This window comes from Paenibacillus sp. FSL R7-0273, assembly GCF_000758625.1.
In the GTDB taxonomy this organism is placed as follows: domain Bacteria; phylum Bacillota; class Bacilli; order Paenibacillales; family Paenibacillaceae; genus Paenibacillus_AQ.
Genome location: NZ_CP009283.1, coordinates 5,021,102 through 5,041,606 on the forward strand (window position 1 = coordinate 5,021,102; position 20,505 = coordinate 5,041,606).

Sequence of the window (20,505 nt, forward strand, 5' to 3'; positions counted from 1 at the left end):
GCCTAGTGATTAAACGCACTGAATATATAAAATTTTATTGAACGAATCACTCGATACGCTTAATTTTCCACTGTCCGCTGCTTGTTACCATTGTAAATTTCAGAGACCTTGAATAATCCCCGCTGTTCTGGGTTACCTTTATTATTTTCACCCCGTTCTTGTGAGAGAGTGTGGTGTACGTAAGATCCAGTTCCCCGTATTCCAGCAATCCAATCTCCATAACCTTACTCACTTTAAATTTCAAGATTTCCGGATCAGCTGCCATCCGCTTCATTTCCGCAGAATAAGCCTCCGGCCAGAGGCTGTCCTCAAGGTAGTTTCTGATTACCGACTCAGCGCTATCCGGATAAGTAAATTGTCCGTGCCCGTTGTGATATAACACTTTATATTTATCAGAAGCTGATCTGTCATACGGATGATAGATAAACAGCTGATGGCCCTGTAAATCCTCGTAGCTATATTCAGATACACTGTCCATAATTTCGTTTGCATCTATATCCTCCAGATAACGTTTCCCTTGCCCGGTGGCATTCGGGAAATTACTTTCCAGAAGAACAGGCCTGTTATTTGTCCATTGGTACAGATTGAAGCCCTCTCCGCCTAAAATCCCCTCCATGTAAACAGCGATATGTTTTTTACCGCTCTGATCCAGCTTTAGAATCTCCACATGATCCAGCCCGTGGACTACGAATACGGCATCCTCTAGCTTCCCCAGATTTTCAAACCGCTTACCGTTCTGACGGATCACATGAAGCTCTACTTTTTCTGCCGTATCCTCTGGCTCTAATTGGGTGTAGACTACATATTCTGTTTTTGAGTCGTTATCTATATCTCCCGATGCCTTCACATTTAATTCAGCAAGATTGGTAATCCCGGACAGATATTTATCAAAGCGCTGGTCAAAAAAATGTGCATTACCGTTTACAGTCACTGTTCTTATAGCTTTCTTTTTAGGATCCGAAAGCACCTTAATTGTAGTCGCCTGCCTGCTGTCAATCAGTTCATAGCTCCAGTAACCGTTGGCACGGGCCACCGCCGCCGCCAGCTCCATCACCTCTTGCTCGCTGTTTTCCAGAAGTATGAACGGAAGCTCCACATAAAATTTAGGGTAGGTACCATTCTGGTAGAACTCCACCTGCTTCAGGGTTACTCCAGCAGCCTTAAAAGCCTCCTTTACCGGATGCTTCCAGGTCCCTATATTTACAATTTTCTGTTGGCTTGCAGCATGGACTGTAACAGGCCCCACTGCAGCTGTGACCACAAGAATGATTAGTATAAGTACGATCCATCTTCTCATAATGACCTCCGGGACATTGGATTAAATTGTATATTTAATCCATTTTAACCAATATACCAGAGCCTTGCTGCGATAAAAATCGCCTAACTAACATAAAAAAACACCTCTAAGCAAGAGGTGCTTTACATAGTGTCAGCAACAATGATTAGCGGACAGTAGCCTGCATATACGTACGCTTGCCCTGCGCATCCTTCAGATAAGGACCCAGTCCGGCGAACCTGGAATGATCCACATATACGCCGGTCATCCACCTTCCTTCAGTCAGGCCGCCGTTCCACTGCAGAACAAGATCGGGGGCGGATATCCATTCCTGATACACCTGTATATGATCTTCCCTGTATTCCTTAAAAGGCTTGCCGTTCTCAATCAGCCTGAATGGGCTGACATAAGTCGGCACAAAATAATTTGATATCGTATCCAGGTCATCGCCGTCCAGAAAAGCCTCATTGCCCAGATAATGCTGAAACAGCAGTGTATTCTCATAAAGTGACCATATTACTGCCTGCAGCACCATGCTCTGTCTTATTCCGTTATGAAAGGTGAACAGCCGCCGGCTTCCTGCTGCAGCCACGTCTGCAGCATCCCCGGGCTCCAGGCAATGCCGCTCGCAGCCGATACATTTCCAGCCGGAGGGACTCTGAATCCATTTCTGAAACACACTTCCGCTGTCATTATCCCCTTTATATAGAGAGGAAATGATTTCATAGGGCACGCCGATCCACGAATCCCACAAGGAGCCGGGAAGATGGCCGTGCAGCATGAACAGCGCCTTATCATAAATAAGCTGCACTTTGATCGAAGCGGTCTCCAGTTCGGCAACATCCTCTTTTCCATAGGCTATCTCCCGGGAAAACAAGGTCGTTTTCATCTTCCTCGCCTCCTAAATGTTCTGCAGAACGGACTTCGCTTATTGAATACGCTTTCACTCATATTCCCTACGGCATCATCATCAGCGGACAGACAGGCTGGCTACGACAGTTTTTCCTATTATATTACATTTCTACGTCAGTTGTGCAAGTTTTATTTTAATAAAATTTAATATACCTTCAGCCTCGGGTTGAAAAAGCCCCTCTCTCCAGTAATGGAAAAAGGGGCTATCAACAGGACTTCCGAAGCAGGGATTACTCGACCCAGCTCTCCGCCCAGGACTGAATCTGCTGCATGACCGGCTCAAGCGCACGGCCCTTTGGCGTTAATTCATACTCAATGCGCACCGGCGTTTCGGGGTACACATGTCTGACCAGAATGCCTTCGCATTCCAGATCCTTCATCCGTTCCGACAGCATTTTATCGCTCATTGACGGAATCAGTCCGGAAATATCCTTGAAGCGCTTCGGGCCGCTCATCAATGTCTGGATAATAAGTCCATTCCAGCGTTTGCCTAAGAAAGAGAAGGCCGTTTCGAATCTTGGGCACATCGTCAGCTGATGCTCTTCCATTGTTCTCACCTCTCAGTTGAAAAGCTTACTATTAGTTAGTATATATAATTTTAACATATTTATAGCGCAATGAACATCGTTTACCAAAAAAAAGTTCATCTGCCCTATCCTATTATATCCGCAGTGTCAATCCCCTGTGCCTTGCTGCGGCTTGCGCCGGGCAATCGCTTCTGTCACTACATAAGCAAGATCATCATTTCCGTACAGCGACAGCACACCGAGAACGGTATCGTCGGAAATATCGCCTGCTTCCTCTTCAGGTACGGTCAGGGCAAGCGCCCGGCCGAGTGCGGCGTTCCCCTCCTGCTGCGGATAAGCCTGCAAATACAGCTCATGCGGATCCAGCTTGTTGTTCACACACCACTGCGCAAACACAAGAATCATCATTTCCTCATCCCGCTTATAGCTCTCGATGATTTGTTCCTCCATTGATTTGCGGTAATCGTCCATGCTCTAGCTCCTCTCAATTCCTCGTCAGTCAGTAAGCTCTGCAGCCAGCCTGTGGCTCGCCAATACGTTAGATGCGGCGATGCTGCACTGCTCCGGTGTATGAAGCGTACTCAAAAAATGCTTAACCGCCCCGCTGAACCCTCTGCGCTCCAGCACCGTATCCCAGCTTCCGAAGCTTTGGTTACGCGGCAGGGCACCTTTTTCATATAATACAGCCTTCTCCAGATCCGTTACTTCCACCGATCTCCCGCTGCCGTGCAGCTCCAGCTTCTCAAGATCAGCTCCGGCATCCCTGACCATACTGTACATTCCGGTGGCACCGGTATCCCAGCCAAGCATTCCGGAGGACTGGAGCAGACGGCCTTCACTATCGGCTATAAGACGGCTTCTGAGCAGCTCATAATCATTCCCGCACAGCCACAGCAGCAAATCAAGCATATGGATCAGATCATCATGGATCGTCTCATGGCTGCTGCCGTTCTGCACACCCGTACGGTGCTTGACCGCATGGCACAGGCTGATGCCTCCGGCCTTCTCCAGCCAGGTCTTGGCTGCCGTATACATCGGTGCAAAACGCCGGTTAAAGCCGACTGCAAGCAGCAGCCCCCGGTCCCCGGCCAGCTGAGCCATCCGCTGCGATTCCTCCAGGTTGTATGACAGCGGCTTATCCACATACACCGGCAATCCATGCTCCAGACATTTTGTAACATACTCATAATGGGTTGTAGTGGGACTGTGCACAAATACTGCATCCAAATCCCAGGACAGCAGCTCATCCAGATCGGTCGTCCCTTTGGCAAGGCGGTAGGAACGGACCGCTCCCTGTACGGTTGCCGGTGAATGGCTCAGTATGCCGACGATCTCCGCCTGATCATGGCGGGACAGCAGCGGCAGATATACTTTGCGGGCAATGTCGCCGATCCCGATCATTGCCACTCTTTTGCGCACAGGAGTATTCATAGTACATCTTCCTTTACATGTCGTATAGATGTATTATACCGTGACATCTTGCGGCGGCAATGATCTTTGCTTCATTAATTCGTTTTTTTTCAGTATGATGGGGTGAACAGCTTATGAAGGGGCATAGTAGAGATGAGAAAATGGTTGACCGTATTCCTGTATGTTTCGCTTATAATCCTTACGTTTATCTACAGATATGATCTGCTGGAGTGGCTGCGTGCAGACCACAGCCCGGTGCTGTCTTTTATTGCCGCAACACTGCTGGCTTTTTTCCCCGTCCTGCCGTACAAGCTGATTATCGGGTTATTCGGCTATATGTACGGCAGCACTTCTGCATTATTGATCTGCTGGTGCGCAACCACCCTTGCGGCTGCAATTATGTACGGCTTAGTAAAATATCTGTTCCAGCAGCGTGCAGTCACTTATCTGGCTTCCGTGCCTTCCCTGCATAAATTCACTTCGGCTGTACAGCGCCGTCCGTTTGTATCGGTCATTGTGGCCCGCCTTGCTCCGGTGGTACCGCAATCGGCAGTCAATATTTATGCCGGGGCAGCTGGCCTTCCCTTTTGGAGCTACCTTGCGGCAACCGGTATCGGCAAGCTTCCAGGCATTGCCTTATATGCATTTCTTGGAGACCGGCTGTTTGAATAGCGTTGGCAGGTGATGCCTGTTTGTTTTATAATAGCTTTAGATTGTGATCTATTTAATTGCATTCTAGAATATGGAGGGATATTGATGAGTGAATTTCAAGCTGAACATATAAGCTCTAAGACAGAACAAGCAACCTTTGCAGGCGGCTGCTTCTGGTGCATGGTATCCCCGTTCGAAGACCTGCCGGGCATAGCCGGAATCATTTCCGGGTATACAGGCGGCCATACGGTTAATCCGACTTACCAGGAGGTATGCTCAGAAACTACCGGGCATGTCGAAGCGGTACAAATTACATTTAATCCGGACATTTTTCCATATAGCAAGCTCCTGGAGATGTTCTGGCAGCAGATTGATCCGACAGATGCCGGCGGCCAGTTCCATGACCGCGGGACCTCGTACGGCACGGCCATCTTCTATCATTCTGAGGAGCAGCGGCTTGAGGCTGAAGCTTCGAAGGCTGAGCTTGCCGCAAGCGGACGTTTTTCGGCACCGATTGTAACGCCGATCCTGCCGGCCAAGCCGTTTTACCCTGCCGAGGAATATCACCAAGATTATCATCATAAGAATCCGGGACATTATAAGCGTTACCGCAAGGGCTCCGGCCGGGAAGCTTTTATCGAAACCCACTGGAAGCATAAAGAAGATAAAGAGAGCCTGAAGACGCGCCTGACCCCGCTCCAGTATGAAGTGACACAGAATAACGCTACTGAATCCCCGTTCCGCAATGAGTTTTGGGATCATCACGGCGACGGCCTGTACGTGGATATTGTTTCCGGAGAGCCGCTGTTCAGCTCCACAGACAAATATGATTCCGGCTGCGGCTGGCCTAGCTTCACCCGTCCGGTCCGCGACTACGCGGTCAAAGAGAAGACAGATCTCAGCCATCTGATGATCCGTACCGAGGTGCGCAGCCAGACTGCCGATTCACATCTCGGCCATGTCTTTACCGACGGTCCGGGCGAGAACGGCCTGCGCTACTGCATTAATTCTGCTGCCCTGCGCTTCGTTCCCAAGGAAGACCTCGAAAAGGAAGGTTACGGCGAATACCGGGTGCTTTTCCAGTATGCTTAAGCCCGGGCTGATCAGCTCCCTTTAACCAGGCAATCCGCCTAAACACAGACAAAGCCTCCAGGTCCGTTAAATAACGGTCTGGAGGCTTTTTATTACCAGCTATAAATTAATGGTTATTCAAGCTACTTATCCAGTTCCTCAGCCTCTTCTTTGCCGGGGGCTGCTTCTGCAGGGAGCTTACCGTTGTCTTGCTGCGCCAAGGCCTGCTGCTGACTTCTGCCCGTCTGCCGGATCCGCCCCGGATTAGCCGCTTCCCGCTGCTTTAGCCGTTTGCGGATTACGAGCGCGATGAATACAATGATGGCTGCTACGATTAAGATTGGCAGCGCAGCCGCCAGGAAGACAAACAGCCACTGGAATGTCACCGACAAGGCATGCAGACTCTTCGTCAGTGCATCAGATGCCCGTGTCAGCAGCGGGCCCTGCTCTTTTTTCTGAATATCAACGATGCCCGAATCACTCTGGTAGAGCCGGAGCTCCACTGTGGAGAACGATACATTCTGATCGATGTAACGCATTCTGCCTTTAATATGCTCGATCGACTCCTGAATGGCCCCAAGCTCATTCGCAAAGGCAACGAGGTCAGAGGACTTGGTCGCTTTGGACATAAAATCGATATATTGCTTCTCCATCAGCTGCTTCGCCTTCAGGCGCGCTTCCAGATCCACATATTCCTCCGACACATCCTGGCCCTCGATGCTCCGCTGTATTCCCTCGTTCTTTATCTGCTCCAGCTTATCCAGAAACGGTGAAAACCCGGCAGCCGGCACCTTCATAATAAAGGTTCCGCCTTTTTCGTAATCCGACATATTCTCAGTGAACCCGATGATATAGCCGCCTGTCAGGGTAACCAGATTCCGCACCTCCGACTGGGCAGTGCCGTAATCCTCCACTTCCATGGTAATGTTCGCTTTGTAGATCAGCTTTTTGTTCAGTCCGGCTGCAACGTCAACACCGCTAAACCCCGCTGTACTGTCTGCCTCCTGCTGCCCTGAGCCGGAACCCTTATCAACCGGGCTACCTCCGCCTGCTGCTTCTCCGCGTGACGTTGTCTCTGCGCTTGTGTCTGCGGCACTGCTGTACTCTGATGTTTCTGCAGCTGCAGGTGCAGCCTGTGTCAGAGCCTCAGAAGATGCATCCATATTAGCCATGCTTGCATTATCACTGGCCGAGTTGTTGTTGCCGGAACCGCAGCCTGCCAGTATGACCGCCAGAACCAGTAAACCTGTTAAGTAATGCAGACCCCATTTTCGCATACTCATTCCTCCAAAAGTGTAGTGGATATCCCGCTTCTTTTGTTCTGCTTTGCCGGCGGTCAGCTTTTGTCTGTGTTCAACTGATCCGCCTACCTCATTTGACGTTCCAAAAGCTGGAAGGTTGCAGGAGAAATGGGAAAAAAGCAGCTTTTTCAAAGCCGCAAATTATAATTAACAATACAGACATACAAAAAAACAAGATACTCCGTCAGCCGGAACATCTTGTTTGCGAATTTTCATTTTATTTGCTACAATTGTCATGTCTGAGAAGACAAGCATAACAAATACCCTATATTCCTGGGAATAAGGGTAAAGGGCTGTTTGGACAAGCTCCACCTTGTCGAACAGGTCAAGTCATTTCTGTATAAGGCAAATATGAATTTACTATAAGGGGAGGTGACCCTCATGGCAAAAGACGTTATGTGTGCAGTTAACTCTTGCACTTACTGGGCTGAAGAGAACAAATGCAGCGCTGAATCCATCTTTGTTGCTTATCACAGCTCCAAGGAGCCTAAGCACTCCGAAGAAACAGACTGCAAAACCTTCGAAAGCAAATAAGTAATACCCTAGAAGGGACCCTCCACGGTTCCTTCTTTTCTGTTCCTATAGTATCAAGAATGATAATTATTATCAAGTGTTTCCGTGAAAAAAGTATTCAGTTTTTTTGAAACTTCCGGTTTTGTGGCAATATTGCAAACGACGGTGAAAGAACGTACAATTGCTTTACGCTTTCACGTAAATTGAATCCGGAGGGTTACAGATGATCAAGCAAATCGGCCAAATTATGCTGTATGTGAATGACCAGGACCAGGCACTGCGGTTCTGGACCGAAAAAGTCGGCTTTGTTAAGGTATCCGAGGCTGACAACGGCCAAGGGCTGCGCTGGATTGAAATTGCCCCGGCTGCAGGGCTGCAGACCTCCTTCGTGCTTCATAACAAGCAGCTTATCGCTGAGATGCAGCCTGAGCTTAATCTGGGCACACCGTCCATTCTGCTGTACGCAGATGATCTTGACACACTGTATAAGGACTTTCAGGCAAAAGGCATCACTGTCGGAGAGCTGGTCGACATGCCGGAGGGCAGGGTGTTTAACTTCGCCGATGATGAGAACAACTATTTTGCAATTGTGCAAAAATAGTATCCTGACAACGACAATTACGCCACCACAGCTGCTGTGGTGGCGTTTATTATGTCTAATGCATTTACACTAAGACCGCTTTTCTTACCTGCTCTGCCGCCTCTATCATGTTGCGCAGCGCAGCTCCGGTCTCCTCCCAGCCTCTGGTTTTGAGGCCGCAGTCCGGATTAATCCAGAACTGCCCGGCATCCAGCACACGCAGCGCGCGTTCAATGCTGGCTGTCATTTCACCGACGTCCGGTACACGCGGACTGTGAATATCGTACACCCCCAGGCCGATGCCCTTATCGTACTCCTGCTCCTCAAAGCTGACGATCAGCTCGCCGTGGCTGCGGGAGGTTTCAATGGAGATTACATCGGCATCCATCGCTGAGATCTGCCCGATCATATCATTGAATTCACTGTAGCACATATGCGTATGAATCTGCGTTGTATCCTTGACCGGGTTCGTAGCAATCCGGAAGGCTCTTACCGCCCAGTTCAGATAATGCTCATGGTCCTCTGCCTTCAGCGGCAGCCCTTCACGGATGGCCGGCTCATCGACCTGGATCATTTCGATTCCGGCATCCTCCAGCGCCTTGACCTCCTGGCGCAGCGCTAGGGCAATCTGGTTCGCTACCTCTTCACGGCTCAGGTCATCCCGGACAAACGACCAGTTGAGGATTGTCACCGGGCCGGTCAGCATTCCCTTTACCGGCAGGCTGGTCAGCGACTGGGCATAGACGCTCTCCTTGACTGTCATAGGCTCAACAAAAGCGACATCAGCGTAAATGACCGGCGGCTTCACGCAGCGTGAGCCGTAGGACTGCACCCAGCCGCCTTTGGTGAAGAGATAGCCGGCCAGCTTCTCGCCAAAGAACTCCACCATATCTGTCCGCTCAAACTCCCCATGCACCAGTACATCCAGCCCCAGCTCCTCCTGAAAGGCAATCGCATCGGCAATCTGCTGGCGGACAAACCCGTCGTAGCGCTCCTGGCTCCATACGCCCTTGCGCCATTTAAGCCGGGCTTGGCGTACTTCAGCCGTCTGCGGGAAGCTGCCGATGGTCGTTGTCGGCAGCAGCGGCAGCTTCCATTTATCACGCTGAACCTTCTGCCGCTCGGCAAAGGGCAGGGTACGGCTGTCCGGAAGCTGCTGCAGACTGCTCACCTGCTCGGCTACATCGCCTCGGCCGCGCTCCGGCAGGGCGCGGAACAGTGCCAGCGCCTTGCGGTTCTCTTCCAGCGCGGCAGCGTAGCTGCCCTGCTCATCCAGCGCCGCTGCAGCAATCAGGCTCAGCTCTGCCAGCTTCTCGTCTGCGAAGGCAATGGCATTCTTGACCGTGCTCTTCAGCCGGTCCTCACCCTGCACCGTTACCGGCACATGCAGCAGGCTGCACGAGGGCTGCAGTATCAGCCGCTCAGCCGGTACGAAGCCGGTCAATCGGCTAACCAGCTCCAGCTTGGCCGAAGCATCGCTGCGCCAGATGTTGCGACCGTCAATGATCCCTGCCCCGAGCCACTTATCTTCCGGCCAGCCAAGCTGTCCGATAGCCTCCAGGCTGGCTCCTCCGTCGTGGACAAAGTCCAGGCCAAGACCGGCCACCGGCAGCTTCAGCAGTGCCTCCAGCGGCTCAACAGCCTCGAAATAAGTCTGCAGCAGCAGCTGAAGTCCCGGTACCTTCGAGGCAATCGTCTGATAGATGCTCTCCAGCAGGGCCAGGTCGTCCGTACTCAGTCCGGTAACCGCCGCCGGCTCGTCAACCTGTACCCAGGCAACCCCCTCCTGCTGCAGCTCCTGAAGCAGCTGAATGTAGACCGGCAGAAAGCTGTCTGCCACTGCTGCGATATCCGCAGCACGGAATCCCTTGGACAATTTCAGGAAGGTGTACAGGCCGAGAATAACCGGCTTCCCTTCGATCCCTGCCTGTTCCTTGGCGAACCTGTAGGCGGCAAGCGGCTTGTTGGCCGTAAGCACCGGTGTCTGATTGCCGATCTCCGGGACGATGTAGTGGTAATTGGTATTGAACCATTTGGTCATTTCGCAGGCAGGCGCCTCTGCATTTCCGCGGGCCATGGCGAAATACAGGTCCAGCGGAATCTCCCCGCCGTTATAGCCGTAGCGCGGCGGTACGATGCCGAACATAGCTGCCGTGTCCAGTACATGATCATAGAAGGTGAAATCACCAACCGGAATCAGGTCAATCCCTGCCTCCTGCTGTGTTCTGAGGTGCTGGAGCTGCAGTCCGGCCATTTCGGCACGGAATACCTCCTCGCTGATCTTGCCGCCCCAATACGACTCTAGCGTCTTCTTCCACTCCCGGTTTCTGCCGATTCTCGGATAGCCGAGGCTGCTGGTAATCAGTTTGTTAGCCATTATTGTTCACTCCTGAATTTCATATAGTTTATTACCGTTGTTATATGATGCGTACGGATGATGATGTAATCATTCCAGTTATCCTCCGGTCAGTCCGGCGCTAAGCTCCGCTGCTGCCGTGCATCTGATCTGCTGCAATCATACTGAACTGCACGGCCTGCCCGCAACAGCTTTGTCGTTTTCCGGCTATACACTTTCCCTATAGCTGACACCGCCGGTGCCTTGTGCAGCTGCTCTGCCGTTATGCTCATCCTGCCCGCCTGTCCCGTCCGCCGCATCCATAACCGCCGGAAACAGCAGGCAAACCGCATAAAAGCGGCAGCTCCTGCCCTTTCCGGGTGGAGCCGCCGCTTCCGGCAGCCTGCTATAAATTCGGTTTATGGATGCAGCCCGTCCGGCCGCTTAGAACCAGATGAGATAGACCACTGCAGCCAGCACAATCCGGTAGATCGCAAACGGCAGCAGCTTGATCCGGTTAATTAGTTTAAGGAAAAAGCGCATGGACAGCAGTGCGAACAAAAAGGCGCTGATGAAGCCGGCGATGAAAAACGGCAGTGCGTCCAGTGTAAAGTACTGCCAATTCTTGACCAGCGAGATCAGGCTCGCTCCGGCCATAATCGGCACTGCCATAATAAAGGTGAAATCGGCAGCCGCCCGGTGGCTCATCCCCAGCAGTACACCGCCGGAGATGGTAGAGCCGGAACGGGAAAAGCCCGGCCAGAGCGAGACACACTGAATCAGGCCGACTGAAAGTGCCTGACGGTATGTAATTTGGTCGACCGTTTCTGTTTTTGGTTTTTTAGGCGCAAAACGGTCTGCGATAATCATAAAGACTGCTCCGACGACCAGACCAATCAGCACCGTTGAGGTTGAAAACAGATGCTCATCAATATAGTCCTCAAACAGCAGGCCGAACACCCCAGCAGGAATAAGTCCGACAAGGACCTGTCCCAGCTTCAGGCGGCCTTCTGTCTCCACCTGAGGTACACCGTCAGGCACGGCAGTCATTTCTTTGCGGCTGAACCGCTTGAGCCCAAGCAGATCAATGAATCGTTTGTAGAAAATAATGACCACTGCCAGAATGGATCCCAGCTGGATTACAACCTTGAACGTGTTGGCTGTGTATTTTCCCAGGAACTCCTGCGATTTCAGCCACATGTCATCTACAATGATCATATGGCCGGTGGAGGAAACCGGAGCAAATTCAGTCAGTCCTTCAACGATACCCAGAATAATGGCTTTGATAATAGTTAACAGCTCCATGCTTTCTCCTCCTTATTTTGTGGTTTGGCTGCGTGCTTTGCCGGCGGCTTGCCGTCTGCGGATGAACAATACCCCCAATAATACAACTCCTGCGGCAATCCCGATGTATACGATATTGGAGTAAGTATCCATATAACCGGTAATATCCTCCCAAGACTCGCCCAGCGCCGCTCCCAGCAGAATAAGCAGCGTGTTCCAGCCCAGTGTACCAATGGCAGAAAACAGCATGAACTGGCCGAACTTCATCCCGGACATCCCGGCCGGAATCGAGATCAGGCTGCGCACCAGCGGAATCATCCGGCAGAACAGGACGGTCCAGTAGCCGTATTTATCAAACCAGGCATCTGCGCGCCGGATATCCTTGGCGCTGATCCGCAGCCATCCGCCCCAGCGCTCCACAATCCGCTCCAGCCTGCTCACATCAAGCAGCCGGCCTATCCAGTACAGCACGACGGCTCCGAGCAATGAGCCGATGGTAGCCGCAATCAGCACACCGGGAATGGTCAGGTCGGAGGTGGTGGTCATGAATCCGCCAAACGGCAGAATAATCTCCGATGGAATCGGCGGAAAAATGTTCTCGAAGGCAAGCATCAGCATAATGCCGAGATAGCCGAACTGCTCCATAAAGTCTGTAATCCAGGTTTTCATTGTTAGCTCCTCCGCATTCAGATGAGATTTTTTTTGAGGTTGCGCAGATAGCGTCCTCTGATCATGAAGAAATACAGCCCCTGCGCCGCCAGATATCCGGCCAGCACCGCGCCTGTCTCGGCTGCAATGGACAGATAAAACAGACGCTGCAGGGCGATGAAGGCAAACAGGCTGTGCACCATGGCAATCCCGACCGGAATAAAGAACATCAGTGCGAGCTGCAGCGTGACCGTGCGGTCCAGCTCCCGGTCAGTCAGACCCATTTTCGACAAAGTGGAGTACTGCTGCCGGTCATGATCCAGATCTGTATAGAGCCGGAAATATAAGAAGCTGCCTGCCGCGATAAAAAAGACAGTACCGATCAGCAGGGAAGCAAACAGCATTGTACTGTAGAGGATGTTCTGAATTTCAAACAGCGTCCCGCTGACCACTACCGCGTATGGGGAATCACTCTCGTAGGTCACCTTTCCTTTACCGCTCAGGGTGCTTGCAATGCCTGCAGTCTGCGGAAAATCCTCAACATAAAAGCCGGTATAGCTGTCGGTATGCACCGGGGCAATAGCCTGGAACTGGCTGTCACTGATAACCATTCCGCTGAAATCCCCGCCGCCTTGCCCGTCCAGCTCCGGCAGCAGATACTCGGCAATCGGAACATGCTCGGTATAACCGACCTCTTCAATCCTGGTTCCCTGCTCCAGAGTGTATACCGCTTTGATCCGGCTGGAAGTCAGGCTGCGGTCCCGCTGGGAGCCGATCATGACCAGCCCCTCACTATCCTGCAGCGGCTGCTCAGCGGACACGAAGCCGGCCTTGGCCAGCGCCTGCATATAGTCCGTATAAGAAATCAGGGGCAGCAGGCGGGTCCGGTCCGGCCCTGTCTGGGAAGCAACCGCCGCATATTTTACGGGCAGCGTCAACGTCTCATAGGGCAGCCCGAGACGCTCCAGCTCACTGCGGATCCCCTGCAGATCTGCCCCCGGCCTGTAGCCGCCCTGGCCAGCCTTCGCCACATAACCCACGGCTGCCGGATAATCCAGCTTCAGCTCTTTGGACAGCGTATGAATGGAGGCAAACACGCCGACTGAGGTGAAGGATACCGCGGACACAATCGTCACCATAAAAAACATCCGTCCGTTTGTCTTCCACCGGTAAGACAGGCCTGAGAGCATGATCAGATTGGTCTTATGCCAATAAAAACGGCGGATGCGGCGCAGGACACTTGCGATATACAGGCTTAGCTGCGTGTAGAACAGATAGGTTCCCGCAACCGTAATGGCCACGACCGGGAACATGATCACTTCCACCGAGGCTGCAGATGCAGATGCCGCAAGGGCATATCCCGCCAGCAGCAGTAACGCAGAAGCAGCAGCCGGCAGAGGGGATATCCGCGGTGTCTGTTCAGCCCTGGTGCCTCCGTGAAAGAGAATGCGCGGAGAATCCTGGCCGATGAGCATAAAGGTGCCGAGGGAAATCAGGACGAACAGCAGGGCGAAGCTGCTTATGGTCAGTACCGGTGCCTGCCAGGAAAAATAAAAATGCAGCGGACCGATGCCGAGAAAGCCTGCTCCGATCATCAGGAACAGCTTGCCGAGCAGCATACCGAGCAGCGTTCCGCTCAGAATAGCCGAGCCGCCGATCATCATGTTCTCCAGAAAGACCATTTTATTGAGCTGGGCCTTGGTCATGCCATGCATCAGCAACAGACCGAACTCCAGCTTGCGCGACTGCAGAAAAGAGCCGACCGAGACCAGTACGAACAGCGAGGAGAAAACAAAGATAATCGCTTCTGCTGCAAGCATCGCATCGGCCGCCGTGCTGAGTATCATGTCCCCGGAAATGGCCGGGTGAAAAATAAACAGGGCGCACAGGAAGAAAATCATCACGGAAAAGGAGCTGCAGACAAAATAGGCGGCATATTTGCGTTTGTTGCGTGTGACGTTCCTATAAGCGAATTGGCGAAAGGTCATGGGAAGCACCTCCCAGCAGCGACAGCATATCGATGATATTCTGGAAAAAGGCCGCTCTGCTGCTGCCGCGGTACATTTCACTGTAGAAACGCCCGTCTTTGATAAAAATGACACGGTGGCAGAAGCTGGCCGCCACCGCATCATGTGTAACCATCAGTACAGTGGCTCCTTCCGCCTCATTCACCTCGGCCAGCAGCCCCATCACTTCGCCTGCGGTCCTGGAGTCAAGGCTTCCCGTAGGCTCATCAGCCAGAATCAGCGCCGGGCGGTGGATCATCGCCCTGGCAATGGCCACCCGCTGCGTCTGGCCTCCGGATAGCTCAAAGGTCCGTTTATCCAGCAGCTGCAGGATATCCAGCCTGGCCGCCGCCTCCTGCAGCCGGCGCTCCATCTCAGGAACCGGCGTTCCGGCGAGGGTAAGCGGCAGCACAATATTCTCACCGGCAGTCAGTGTATCCAGCAGATTGAACTGCTGAAACACAAAGCCCAGCTCTCTGCGTCTGAACAGAGCCTTCTCATTACGGTCCAGCTTGTTCGGATCACGCCCGCCGATCATCACTTCGCCCGAGGTAGGCTCATCAATGGTGGCGATGACATTGAGCAGAGTTGTTTTGCCGCTGCCGGAGGGTCCCATGATACCAACGAACTCCCCCTTTTCCACAGCAAAGCGGATATGGTTCAGCGCCTGGGTCGATACCTTGCCCTCATATATTTTGGATAGATTATGCACGTCTAACAGGGGCAAATGCTTCCGCTCCTTACATCATATAGATTGGTTTCATTATACAAAGTGTTAACACCCGCGTGCTATTTCTGAAACTTACAGTCACCTTACATTATTGTAAGCAAGCAGGGGTTGACATTGTCAGCCGCCACGCCTATATTTATATGCATGAGCATGCATTTATTATCAAGCGGACGACGTTCATCACTTCCGGCTACATACAGCATGCCAAATTCAGGCACTCTGCCAAGGAGAGATACAAATGAAGGATCTGTTCACCCCCTATGAATTAAAGGATTTAAAGCTGAAGAACCGTGTAGTTCTTCCTCCTATGTGCCAGTATTCAGTTGAAGCAAAGGACGGTATTGCTACAGACTGGCATTACAACCACTATGTAAGCCGGGCTGTCGGCGGCACCGGACTGATTATTATAGAAATGACCGATGTTGAGCCTGACGGCCGTATCACAGATTACGATTTGGGCATCTGGTCAGATGAGCACATCCCTGCCCTGGCCCGGATTGTTGACGCCTGCCACGCCTATGGCGCCAAAGTAGGCATCCAGATTGCCCATGCCGGCCGGAAGGCTGAAGATGCTGCTGTTCCTGTATCCTCTTCCCCCATTCCGTTCGATGATAAATCCAAGACACCCCGCGAGCTGACAACAGCGGAAGTGAAGGATATGGTCGGCAAATTCCAGGCAGGTGTAAGACGCGCCGTCCAGGCCGGCTTCGATGTCATCGAGCTGCACGGCGCCCACGGCTATCTGATTCACCAGTTCCATTCGCCGCTAACCAACCGCAGAAGCGATGAATACGGCCAGGACCTTACCCTGTTCGGCAGAGAGGTCATTGCCGCCGCGAAGCAGGAAATGCCTGAAGGCATGCCGCTCATTATGCGCATCTCCGCCCAGGAATACGTTGAGGGCGGCTACGGCCTCACAGAAAGCCTGAATATCGGCGCAGCCTATAAGGAAGCCGGAGCGGATATTTTCCATATCAGTGCCGGCGGTGAAGGGGCAATTGCCGCTTCGGGCAGACCGGGCACACACGCCGCTTACCAGGTGCCGCTGGCCCGTGCTTTCAAGCTGGAGCTGGAGGTTCCCGTTATTGCTGTAGGCCGGCTGGATGAAGCTGTGCTCGCCAATGCGGTTATCGGCAATGAAGAGGCGGATCTGGTTGCTGTCGGACGCGGCATGCTCAGAAACCCTTACTGGACGCTGGAAGCAGGCGTACAGCTGGGTAAAGATGCCGGCATTCCGAAGCAGTATACCTTCGGGTTCCCCCGGAGCGGCAACTAATCAGGAACGCAGGCATTCCTTGTCCCAGGCTTAGGCACTGACAGCGAACAGGCTTCTTTTCTCGCAACCACCGGGGGTATAATGGTATAATGGATGTTAACTAATTTCATGCGCCGGCATGCACCGGGAGAGGATTATACAGATGAAGAAGAACCTGGAGGATGACCTGATATCCAGCTGGTTGTCCCTGACCCATATACAGATGAATGTAGCCAATGAGCTTGAAGCACGGCTGCAGGAGAAATTCCAGCTGTCGCTCAAGGAATTTTACCTGCTGCTCTTCCTGTCCGAGGCTCCGGAGAAGAAGCTGCGGCTGCAGCAGCTAGAGTCCATGGTCGGCCTCAGCCAGAGCGCGGTTTCTCGCCTGGTCAGCCGGTTCGAGGCCAAGGGCTGCGGAGCACTGGAGCGGAAGAATTGTGACAGTGACCGCCGGAGCATCTATACCTCGCTGACAGCGATCGGACAGAGCAAGGTGGACCGGGCGCGGGTAACCGTAAGCGAGGTGCTGGCAGAGGCGTTTCCGCATAGCGAAGCTGCACAGCTGCTGGAGCAGCTTGCACGGCTGGGGCAGCAGCAATAGTCTGCTGTAGCCTTATGCAGAGCATTTCCGGCCCGCCGTTACCAAAACAACCCCCGTTGTATCTGTATGGTCAACGGGGGTCTTTGTTATGCAGTTTGGTCTGTTAACACCCTCAGGCGCTCAATTTCTCCATTATAGTATTCGACCGTCCTGCCCTCCGTTGTGCTCCACTCACGCTCCAGCAGTGCAAGGATCTCCAGTATTTTCCCTATAGCTTCCATGTATTTCCCCTGAATCTTATAGATATGCGATATGGCTTCCAGACCGGGCGCGGCTGAAGGTCGTCTCCTCTTGCATAATATTCTATGGCTTCGTCATATCTGCCGAGCTTGGCCATGCAGTCGCCTCTGGCGGACCAGGCTATCCAGTCTTCGGGATAAAGCTCGGTCATCTGCTTCCAAAGATTTAGGGCCTGTGTCAGATTGCCTTCCTCTTTACAGATCAGGCCGCCGTACAGCTGGTATAAATAGCCTGGACGGATAGCATTCAGACTCTCCAGCATCCCCCTTGCCTCAGCACATCTTCCGTCAGCAATCAGGTAATTCAAAAGCCATACATAACTGCGCCAGTGATCAGGATGCTCAGCCACAAAGCTTTTATAGTATCCGATAAGCTTATGGTGATTAGAGCAGTTCCAGTCAAAAACAGGGCCGTTCTCCGCATCCCGCAGCGCATTATGGGCGTCTTTGCTGTCCGGCGCATGTATCAGGGCTTCCTTCGCATAATGTGAAGCCAGCCCCCGGTGCTCTTCGACACGGTGAATGTGCAGCTGCGCCAGCAAGGTCAGGCATTGGGCTGTTTTGCCCGTGTCACTCAGCTTTTCTTTAAGAAAGCTCTCAGCGTAACGGAAATCCTCGGCCGAAATAGATTGCTCCTTGCTGATCATAATGCCGATTCGCTCCAGATGGGTATCATCTGGCAACGCGAACAGCTCATCAATGGTTACTCCCAGCAGGACAGATAATTCCGGCAAAATCTGAATATCCGGCAGCGTTACACTGTTCTCCCATTTGGATACAGCCTGGGAGGACATATTCAGCCTGCCTGCAAGCACCTCCTGTGTCATGCCTTTCTGCAGGCGCAGCAGCTTGATCTTTTTTCCCATTTCAATATTCATACAGTTAACCTCCGGCAATAATCAGTTCGACTAGTCACCTGAATTATACGCCTTTGGATAAAATCCCCTCAATGACTGTACAGTTAAGGAGATTAGCTTAGCAGGTTACACCGGAGACCGGCATTCACCCATCTGCCCGTTCCGGCATACAACATATCTATAATGGATCAAACTGGAGGTGTATGTATGCTGTTTGCGCTGATGCAGCTGCTTGGCGGCATTATTCTGTCTGTGGGCTGGATTCCGCAGATTATGCAGATTATCAGAACCAAATCGGTCACTGACCTCAGCCTGAACGCCTATCTGCTGATGCTGCTGGGCATTGGACTGATGGAGGCTTATGCACTCAGGCTGGCCGCTGACGGGACGGGACTGGCTTTTCTCATCACCAATACGTTATCGCTGGCCGTTGTCTCTACTGTTGTGCTGCTGATTCTGCGCTACCGGCTGCCCCGGAGCCCAAAAAAATAATCCGTACCGCCGTTCCCTGCCCAGCCTCGGAGGAAATCTCCGCCTTGTGCCCCAGCTTGCCGCAGATCTGCTTCACCAGATACAGCCCCATCCCTGTAGATTCCTGAAAGGTACGCCCGTTCACGCCGGTAAAATAAGCATCAAACACCCGCGGAAGGTCACCGGGCGGAATGCCCACCCCTTCATCGCGAACCTCAAGCACCACCTGCCCCTGCTCTGCAGTATACCCGTGAAAATGGACAAACCGGCCCTCCTCCACCGTGTACCTGAGCGCATTCGTTATCAGCTGGGTCAGCACAAAGCCAAGCCACTTCTCGTCTGAAGTAATCGTGAGCCCGCTCTCTATGCTGAGTGACGGGAAGACGCGCTTGCGGATAAACAATCTTTTCTGCTCGGAGGTCACGCTGCGCACCACCTCTTCCAGCTTCAGCTGCTCAACGTAAAAATCATGCTCGAACGTATCCAGCCTTGCAGTGTACAGCACGGTATCCAGCCCCTTCTTCAGCCGGTCGAGCTCATCGCTGATTGCCGTGAACGGCGGACCATCCTTATCCTGAATGATCAGATGAATGACAGACAGCGGCGTCTTCATGCTGTGCACCCACTGGTTGATGAAATGGATGTGCTCCTCCAGCTTGTGGCGGTAGCTGTGCAGATCGTTCTGGTAGAGCCTGAACTGCTGGGTCAGCAGCTTGCGCAGGCTGTCAGCAAGCGGCGAGCTTTGGACCGGCCCCCCTGATTCGTTCAGCGAGCCCGGCGGAGTCTGCAGACGTTCATAAAAGGTCCGGTTAGACAGATAACGGTAAGCTAAATAGGCCAGCAGCAGACAAGTGCTGAGCAGCGCAGCGTACAGGGTGACTTCCACTGCGCTGCCGCCGTCCAGCCGGTATACAAGCGAGATGATCAGCAGCTGGGCGAGATATATGATAATAAGCGGTGTCTGATCCCGCAAAAACAGCTTCATCTACGATTCCCCCCAGTTCTCGGATAAGCGGTAGCCCTGGCCGCGCACCGTCTGCAGACCGTCCTGGATTTCCAGCACCGCCAGCTTTTTACGCACCCGGGTAACATAGACATTAAGCGTATTATCATCGACGAAGGCCTGGTCATCCCAGATTTTCTCCAGCAGCCGGTCGCGTGTTACCAGAGTTCCGGCTTTCCGCATCAGCTCATCCAGTATTTTGGCCTCGGTATGGCTGAGCTCTATTCTGGCGCTGCCGCGTGAGAGGACAAGCCGCTCGGCATCAAGCGTCAGCCCGGACACACTGAGGCCGCGCTCATTCCCGCCTGCAGCATAAGAGCCGTATGCCCGGCGGAGATGGCTTTTGATTTTGGCAAAGGCAATTTCATAGTCAAACGGCTTCGTGATATAATCATCCGCCCCGTTCTCCAGCGCCATAACCTGATCCATCTTGCCGTCGCGGGCGGAGATGAACAGTACCGGACAGGTGGAGATTCCGCGGATCTGACGGCACCAGTAGTACCCGTCGAATTTCGGCAAATTGACGTCCAGCAGCACCAGGTGCGGTGCATACTGCTCGAATTCCGTTTTGACTGCCTCAAAATCCTGCACGGCCCGGGTTTCGTAGCCGAATTTATGCAGATAATTCTGCAGCAGGGCAACGAGCCCCTGGTCATCTTCGATAATGAATATTTTGAACATAGCAGTCCTCCGGTTACGTCCCTGGCGTGTATAAGGGGGTTTGCCCATAATATATACAGTCCCTGCTGGCTAGTCAAATCTGGGTTATACTCTATGATAGATCCTTACAATGTAAGAAGGCTTTAGATGAGAGAGAATAAATACGATGAAGGCG

General features: G+C 52.6%; 22 protein-coding genes. 7 read left to right on the top strand and 15 right to left on the bottom strand.

The window, feature by feature from the left end:
* Positions 1-46: 46 nt before the first annotated feature.
* From R70723_RS21725 to R70723_RS21745, 5 genes are all read right to left on the bottom strand, one after another.
* Positions 47-1,297, bottom strand: a complete 1,251-nt coding sequence (locus tag R70723_RS21725) for a hypothetical protein (protein ID WP_039875306.1) — start codon at positions 1,295-1,297, stop codon at positions 47-49.
* Between the two features lie 145 nt (positions 1,298-1,442).
* Entirely contained in the window at positions 1,443-2,165 is a 723-nt protein-coding gene (locus tag R70723_RS21730; protein WP_039875307.1) for a hypothetical protein, read from the bottom strand.
* Positions 2,166-2,418: 253 nt separating this feature from the next.
* Positions 2,419-2,736, bottom strand: a complete 318-nt coding sequence (locus R70723_RS21735; protein WP_039875309.1) for a winged helix-turn-helix transcriptional regulator — start codon at positions 2,734-2,736, stop codon at positions 2,419-2,421.
* Between the two features lie 126 nt (positions 2,737-2,862).
* The gene (locus tag R70723_RS21740; RefSeq protein WP_039875311.1) at positions 2,863-3,186 is read right to left on the bottom strand and encodes a protein YxiS; all 324 of its coding nucleotides are present in this window, start codon (positions 3,184-3,186) and stop codon (positions 2,863-2,865) included.
* 24 nt (positions 3,187-3,210) lie between these two features.
* Positions 3,211-4,146, bottom strand: a complete 936-nt coding sequence (locus R70723_RS21745; protein WP_039875312.1) for a Gfo/Idh/MocA family protein — start codon at positions 4,144-4,146, stop codon at positions 3,211-3,213.
* Between the two features lie 132 nt (positions 4,147-4,278).
* On the opposite strand from R70723_RS21745, the gene R70723_RS21750 reads away from it, so the two are divergent.
* Both R70723_RS21750 and msrB read left to right on the top strand, forming a co-directional pair.
* Positions 4,279-4,797 (top strand): TVP38/TMEM64 family protein, encoded by a 519-nt coding sequence (locus R70723_RS21750; protein ID WP_039879112.1) that lies wholly within the window; start codon positions 4,279-4,281, stop codon positions 4,795-4,797.
* A gap of 84 nt (positions 4,798-4,881) precedes the next feature.
* Positions 4,882-5,868 (top strand): peptide-methionine (R)-S-oxide reductase MsrB, encoded by a 987-nt coding sequence (gene msrB / locus R70723_RS21755; protein ID WP_047171195.1) that lies wholly within the window; start codon positions 4,882-4,884, stop codon positions 5,866-5,868.
* 122 nt (positions 5,869-5,990) lie between these two features.
* Here msrB and R70723_RS31680 read toward each other — a convergent pair whose 3' ends face one another.
* The gene (locus R70723_RS31680) at positions 5,991-7,124 is read right to left on the bottom strand and encodes a DUF4349 domain-containing protein (RefSeq protein ID WP_052421415.1); all 1,134 of its coding nucleotides are present in this window, start codon (positions 7,122-7,124) and stop codon (positions 5,991-5,993) included.
* A 405-nt stretch (positions 7,125-7,529) separates the two neighbouring features.
* Here R70723_RS31680 and R70723_RS33015 point away from each other — a divergent pair, with 405 nt between their 5' ends.
* Both R70723_RS33015 and R70723_RS21765 read left to right on the top strand, forming a co-directional pair.
* Positions 7,530-7,682 (top strand): DUF1540 domain-containing protein, encoded by a 153-nt coding sequence (locus R70723_RS33015; protein ID WP_076418496.1) that lies wholly within the window; start codon positions 7,530-7,532, stop codon positions 7,680-7,682.
* Positions 7,683-7,884: 202 nt separating this feature from the next.
* Positions 7,885-8,262 (top strand): VOC family protein, encoded by a 378-nt coding sequence (locus tag R70723_RS21765; protein WP_039875313.1) that lies wholly within the window; start codon positions 7,885-7,887, stop codon positions 8,260-8,262.
* Positions 8,263-8,326: 64 nt separating this feature from the next.
* Here R70723_RS21765 and metE read toward each other — a convergent pair whose 3' ends face one another.
* The 5 genes from metE to R70723_RS21795 all read right to left on the bottom strand — a co-directional run bounded on the left by metE (position 8,327) and on the right by R70723_RS21795 (position 15,241).
* The gene (metE, locus tag R70723_RS21770) at positions 8,327-10,618 is read right to left on the bottom strand and encodes a 5-methyltetrahydropteroyltriglutamate--homocysteine S-methyltransferase (protein WP_039875315.1); all 2,292 of its coding nucleotides are present in this window, start codon (positions 10,616-10,618) and stop codon (positions 8,327-8,329) included.
* Positions 10,619-11,020: 402 nt separating this feature from the next.
* A complete protein-coding gene (locus R70723_RS21780) occupies positions 11,021-11,881 on the bottom strand; it encodes an undecaprenyl-diphosphate phosphatase (RefSeq protein WP_039875318.1) in 861 nt (286 codons plus the stop codon).
* A 12-nt stretch (positions 11,882-11,893) separates the two neighbouring features.
* The gene (locus R70723_RS21785) at positions 11,894-12,529 is read right to left on the bottom strand and encodes a DedA family protein (protein ID WP_039875321.1); all 636 of its coding nucleotides are present in this window, start codon (positions 12,527-12,529) and stop codon (positions 11,894-11,896) included.
* Positions 12,530-12,546: 17 nt separating this feature from the next.
* On the bottom strand, positions 12,547-14,496 hold the full coding sequence (locus R70723_RS21790; protein ID WP_039875322.1) for an FtsX-like permease family protein: 1,950 nt from the start codon (positions 14,494-14,496) through the stop codon (positions 12,547-12,549).
* Positions 14,471-15,241, bottom strand: coding sequence for an ABC transporter ATP-binding protein (locus tag R70723_RS21795; protein ID WP_039875325.1), 771 nt, complete (start codon positions 15,239-15,241; stop codon positions 14,471-14,473). Before R70723_RS21795 ends, R70723_RS21790 begins: the two co-directional genes overlap by 26 nt.
* Before the next feature lie 241 nt (positions 15,242-15,482).
* On the opposite strand from R70723_RS21795, the gene R70723_RS21800 reads away from it, so the two are divergent.
* Positions 15,483-16,520: an NADH:flavin oxidoreductase/NADH oxidase gene (locus tag R70723_RS21800; protein WP_039875327.1), complete on the top strand. Its 1,038-nt coding sequence runs from the start codon at positions 15,483-15,485 to the stop codon at positions 16,518-16,520.
* A 142-nt stretch (positions 16,521-16,662) separates the two neighbouring features.
* Positions 16,663-17,100, top strand: coding sequence for a MarR family winged helix-turn-helix transcriptional regulator (locus R70723_RS21805; protein ID WP_039875328.1), 438 nt, complete (start codon positions 16,663-16,665; stop codon positions 17,098-17,100).
* Between the two features lie 86 nt (positions 17,101-17,186).
* Here the strand turns inward: R70723_RS21805 and R70723_RS34285 are convergent, their stop codons facing one another.
* Together R70723_RS34285 and R70723_RS32245 are read right to left on the bottom strand one after the other, a co-directional pair.
* Positions 17,187-17,321 (bottom strand): hypothetical protein, encoded by a 135-nt coding sequence (locus R70723_RS34285; protein WP_256704674.1) that lies wholly within the window; start codon positions 17,319-17,321, stop codon positions 17,187-17,189.
* Positions 17,309-18,217, bottom strand: coding sequence for a helix-turn-helix domain-containing protein (locus R70723_RS32245; RefSeq protein ID WP_052421416.1), 909 nt, complete (start codon positions 18,215-18,217; stop codon positions 17,309-17,311). The genes R70723_RS34285 and R70723_RS32245 overlap by 13 nt, the downstream gene beginning before the upstream one ends.
* 186 nt (positions 18,218-18,403) lie before the next feature.
* Here R70723_RS32245 and R70723_RS21815 point away from each other — a divergent pair, with 186 nt between their 5' ends.
* Positions 18,404-18,688: a PQ-loop domain-containing transporter gene (locus R70723_RS21815; protein ID WP_039875329.1), complete on the top strand. Its 285-nt coding sequence runs from the start codon at positions 18,404-18,406 to the stop codon at positions 18,686-18,688.
* On the opposite strand, the gene R70723_RS21820 is transcribed toward R70723_RS21815, so the two are convergent.
* Positions 18,633-19,652 carry a sensor histidine kinase gene (locus R70723_RS21820; protein ID WP_039875330.1) on the bottom strand — a complete coding sequence of 340 codons (1,020 nt, stop codon included), beginning with the start codon at positions 19,650-19,652 and terminating at the stop codon, positions 18,633-18,635. The genes R70723_RS21815 and R70723_RS21820 overlap by 56 nt on opposite strands.
* Positions 19,653-20,351: a response regulator transcription factor gene (locus R70723_RS21825; RefSeq protein ID WP_039875332.1), complete on the bottom strand. Its 699-nt coding sequence runs from the start codon at positions 20,349-20,351 to the stop codon at positions 19,653-19,655.
* Positions 20,352-20,505: the final 154 nt, after the last annotated feature.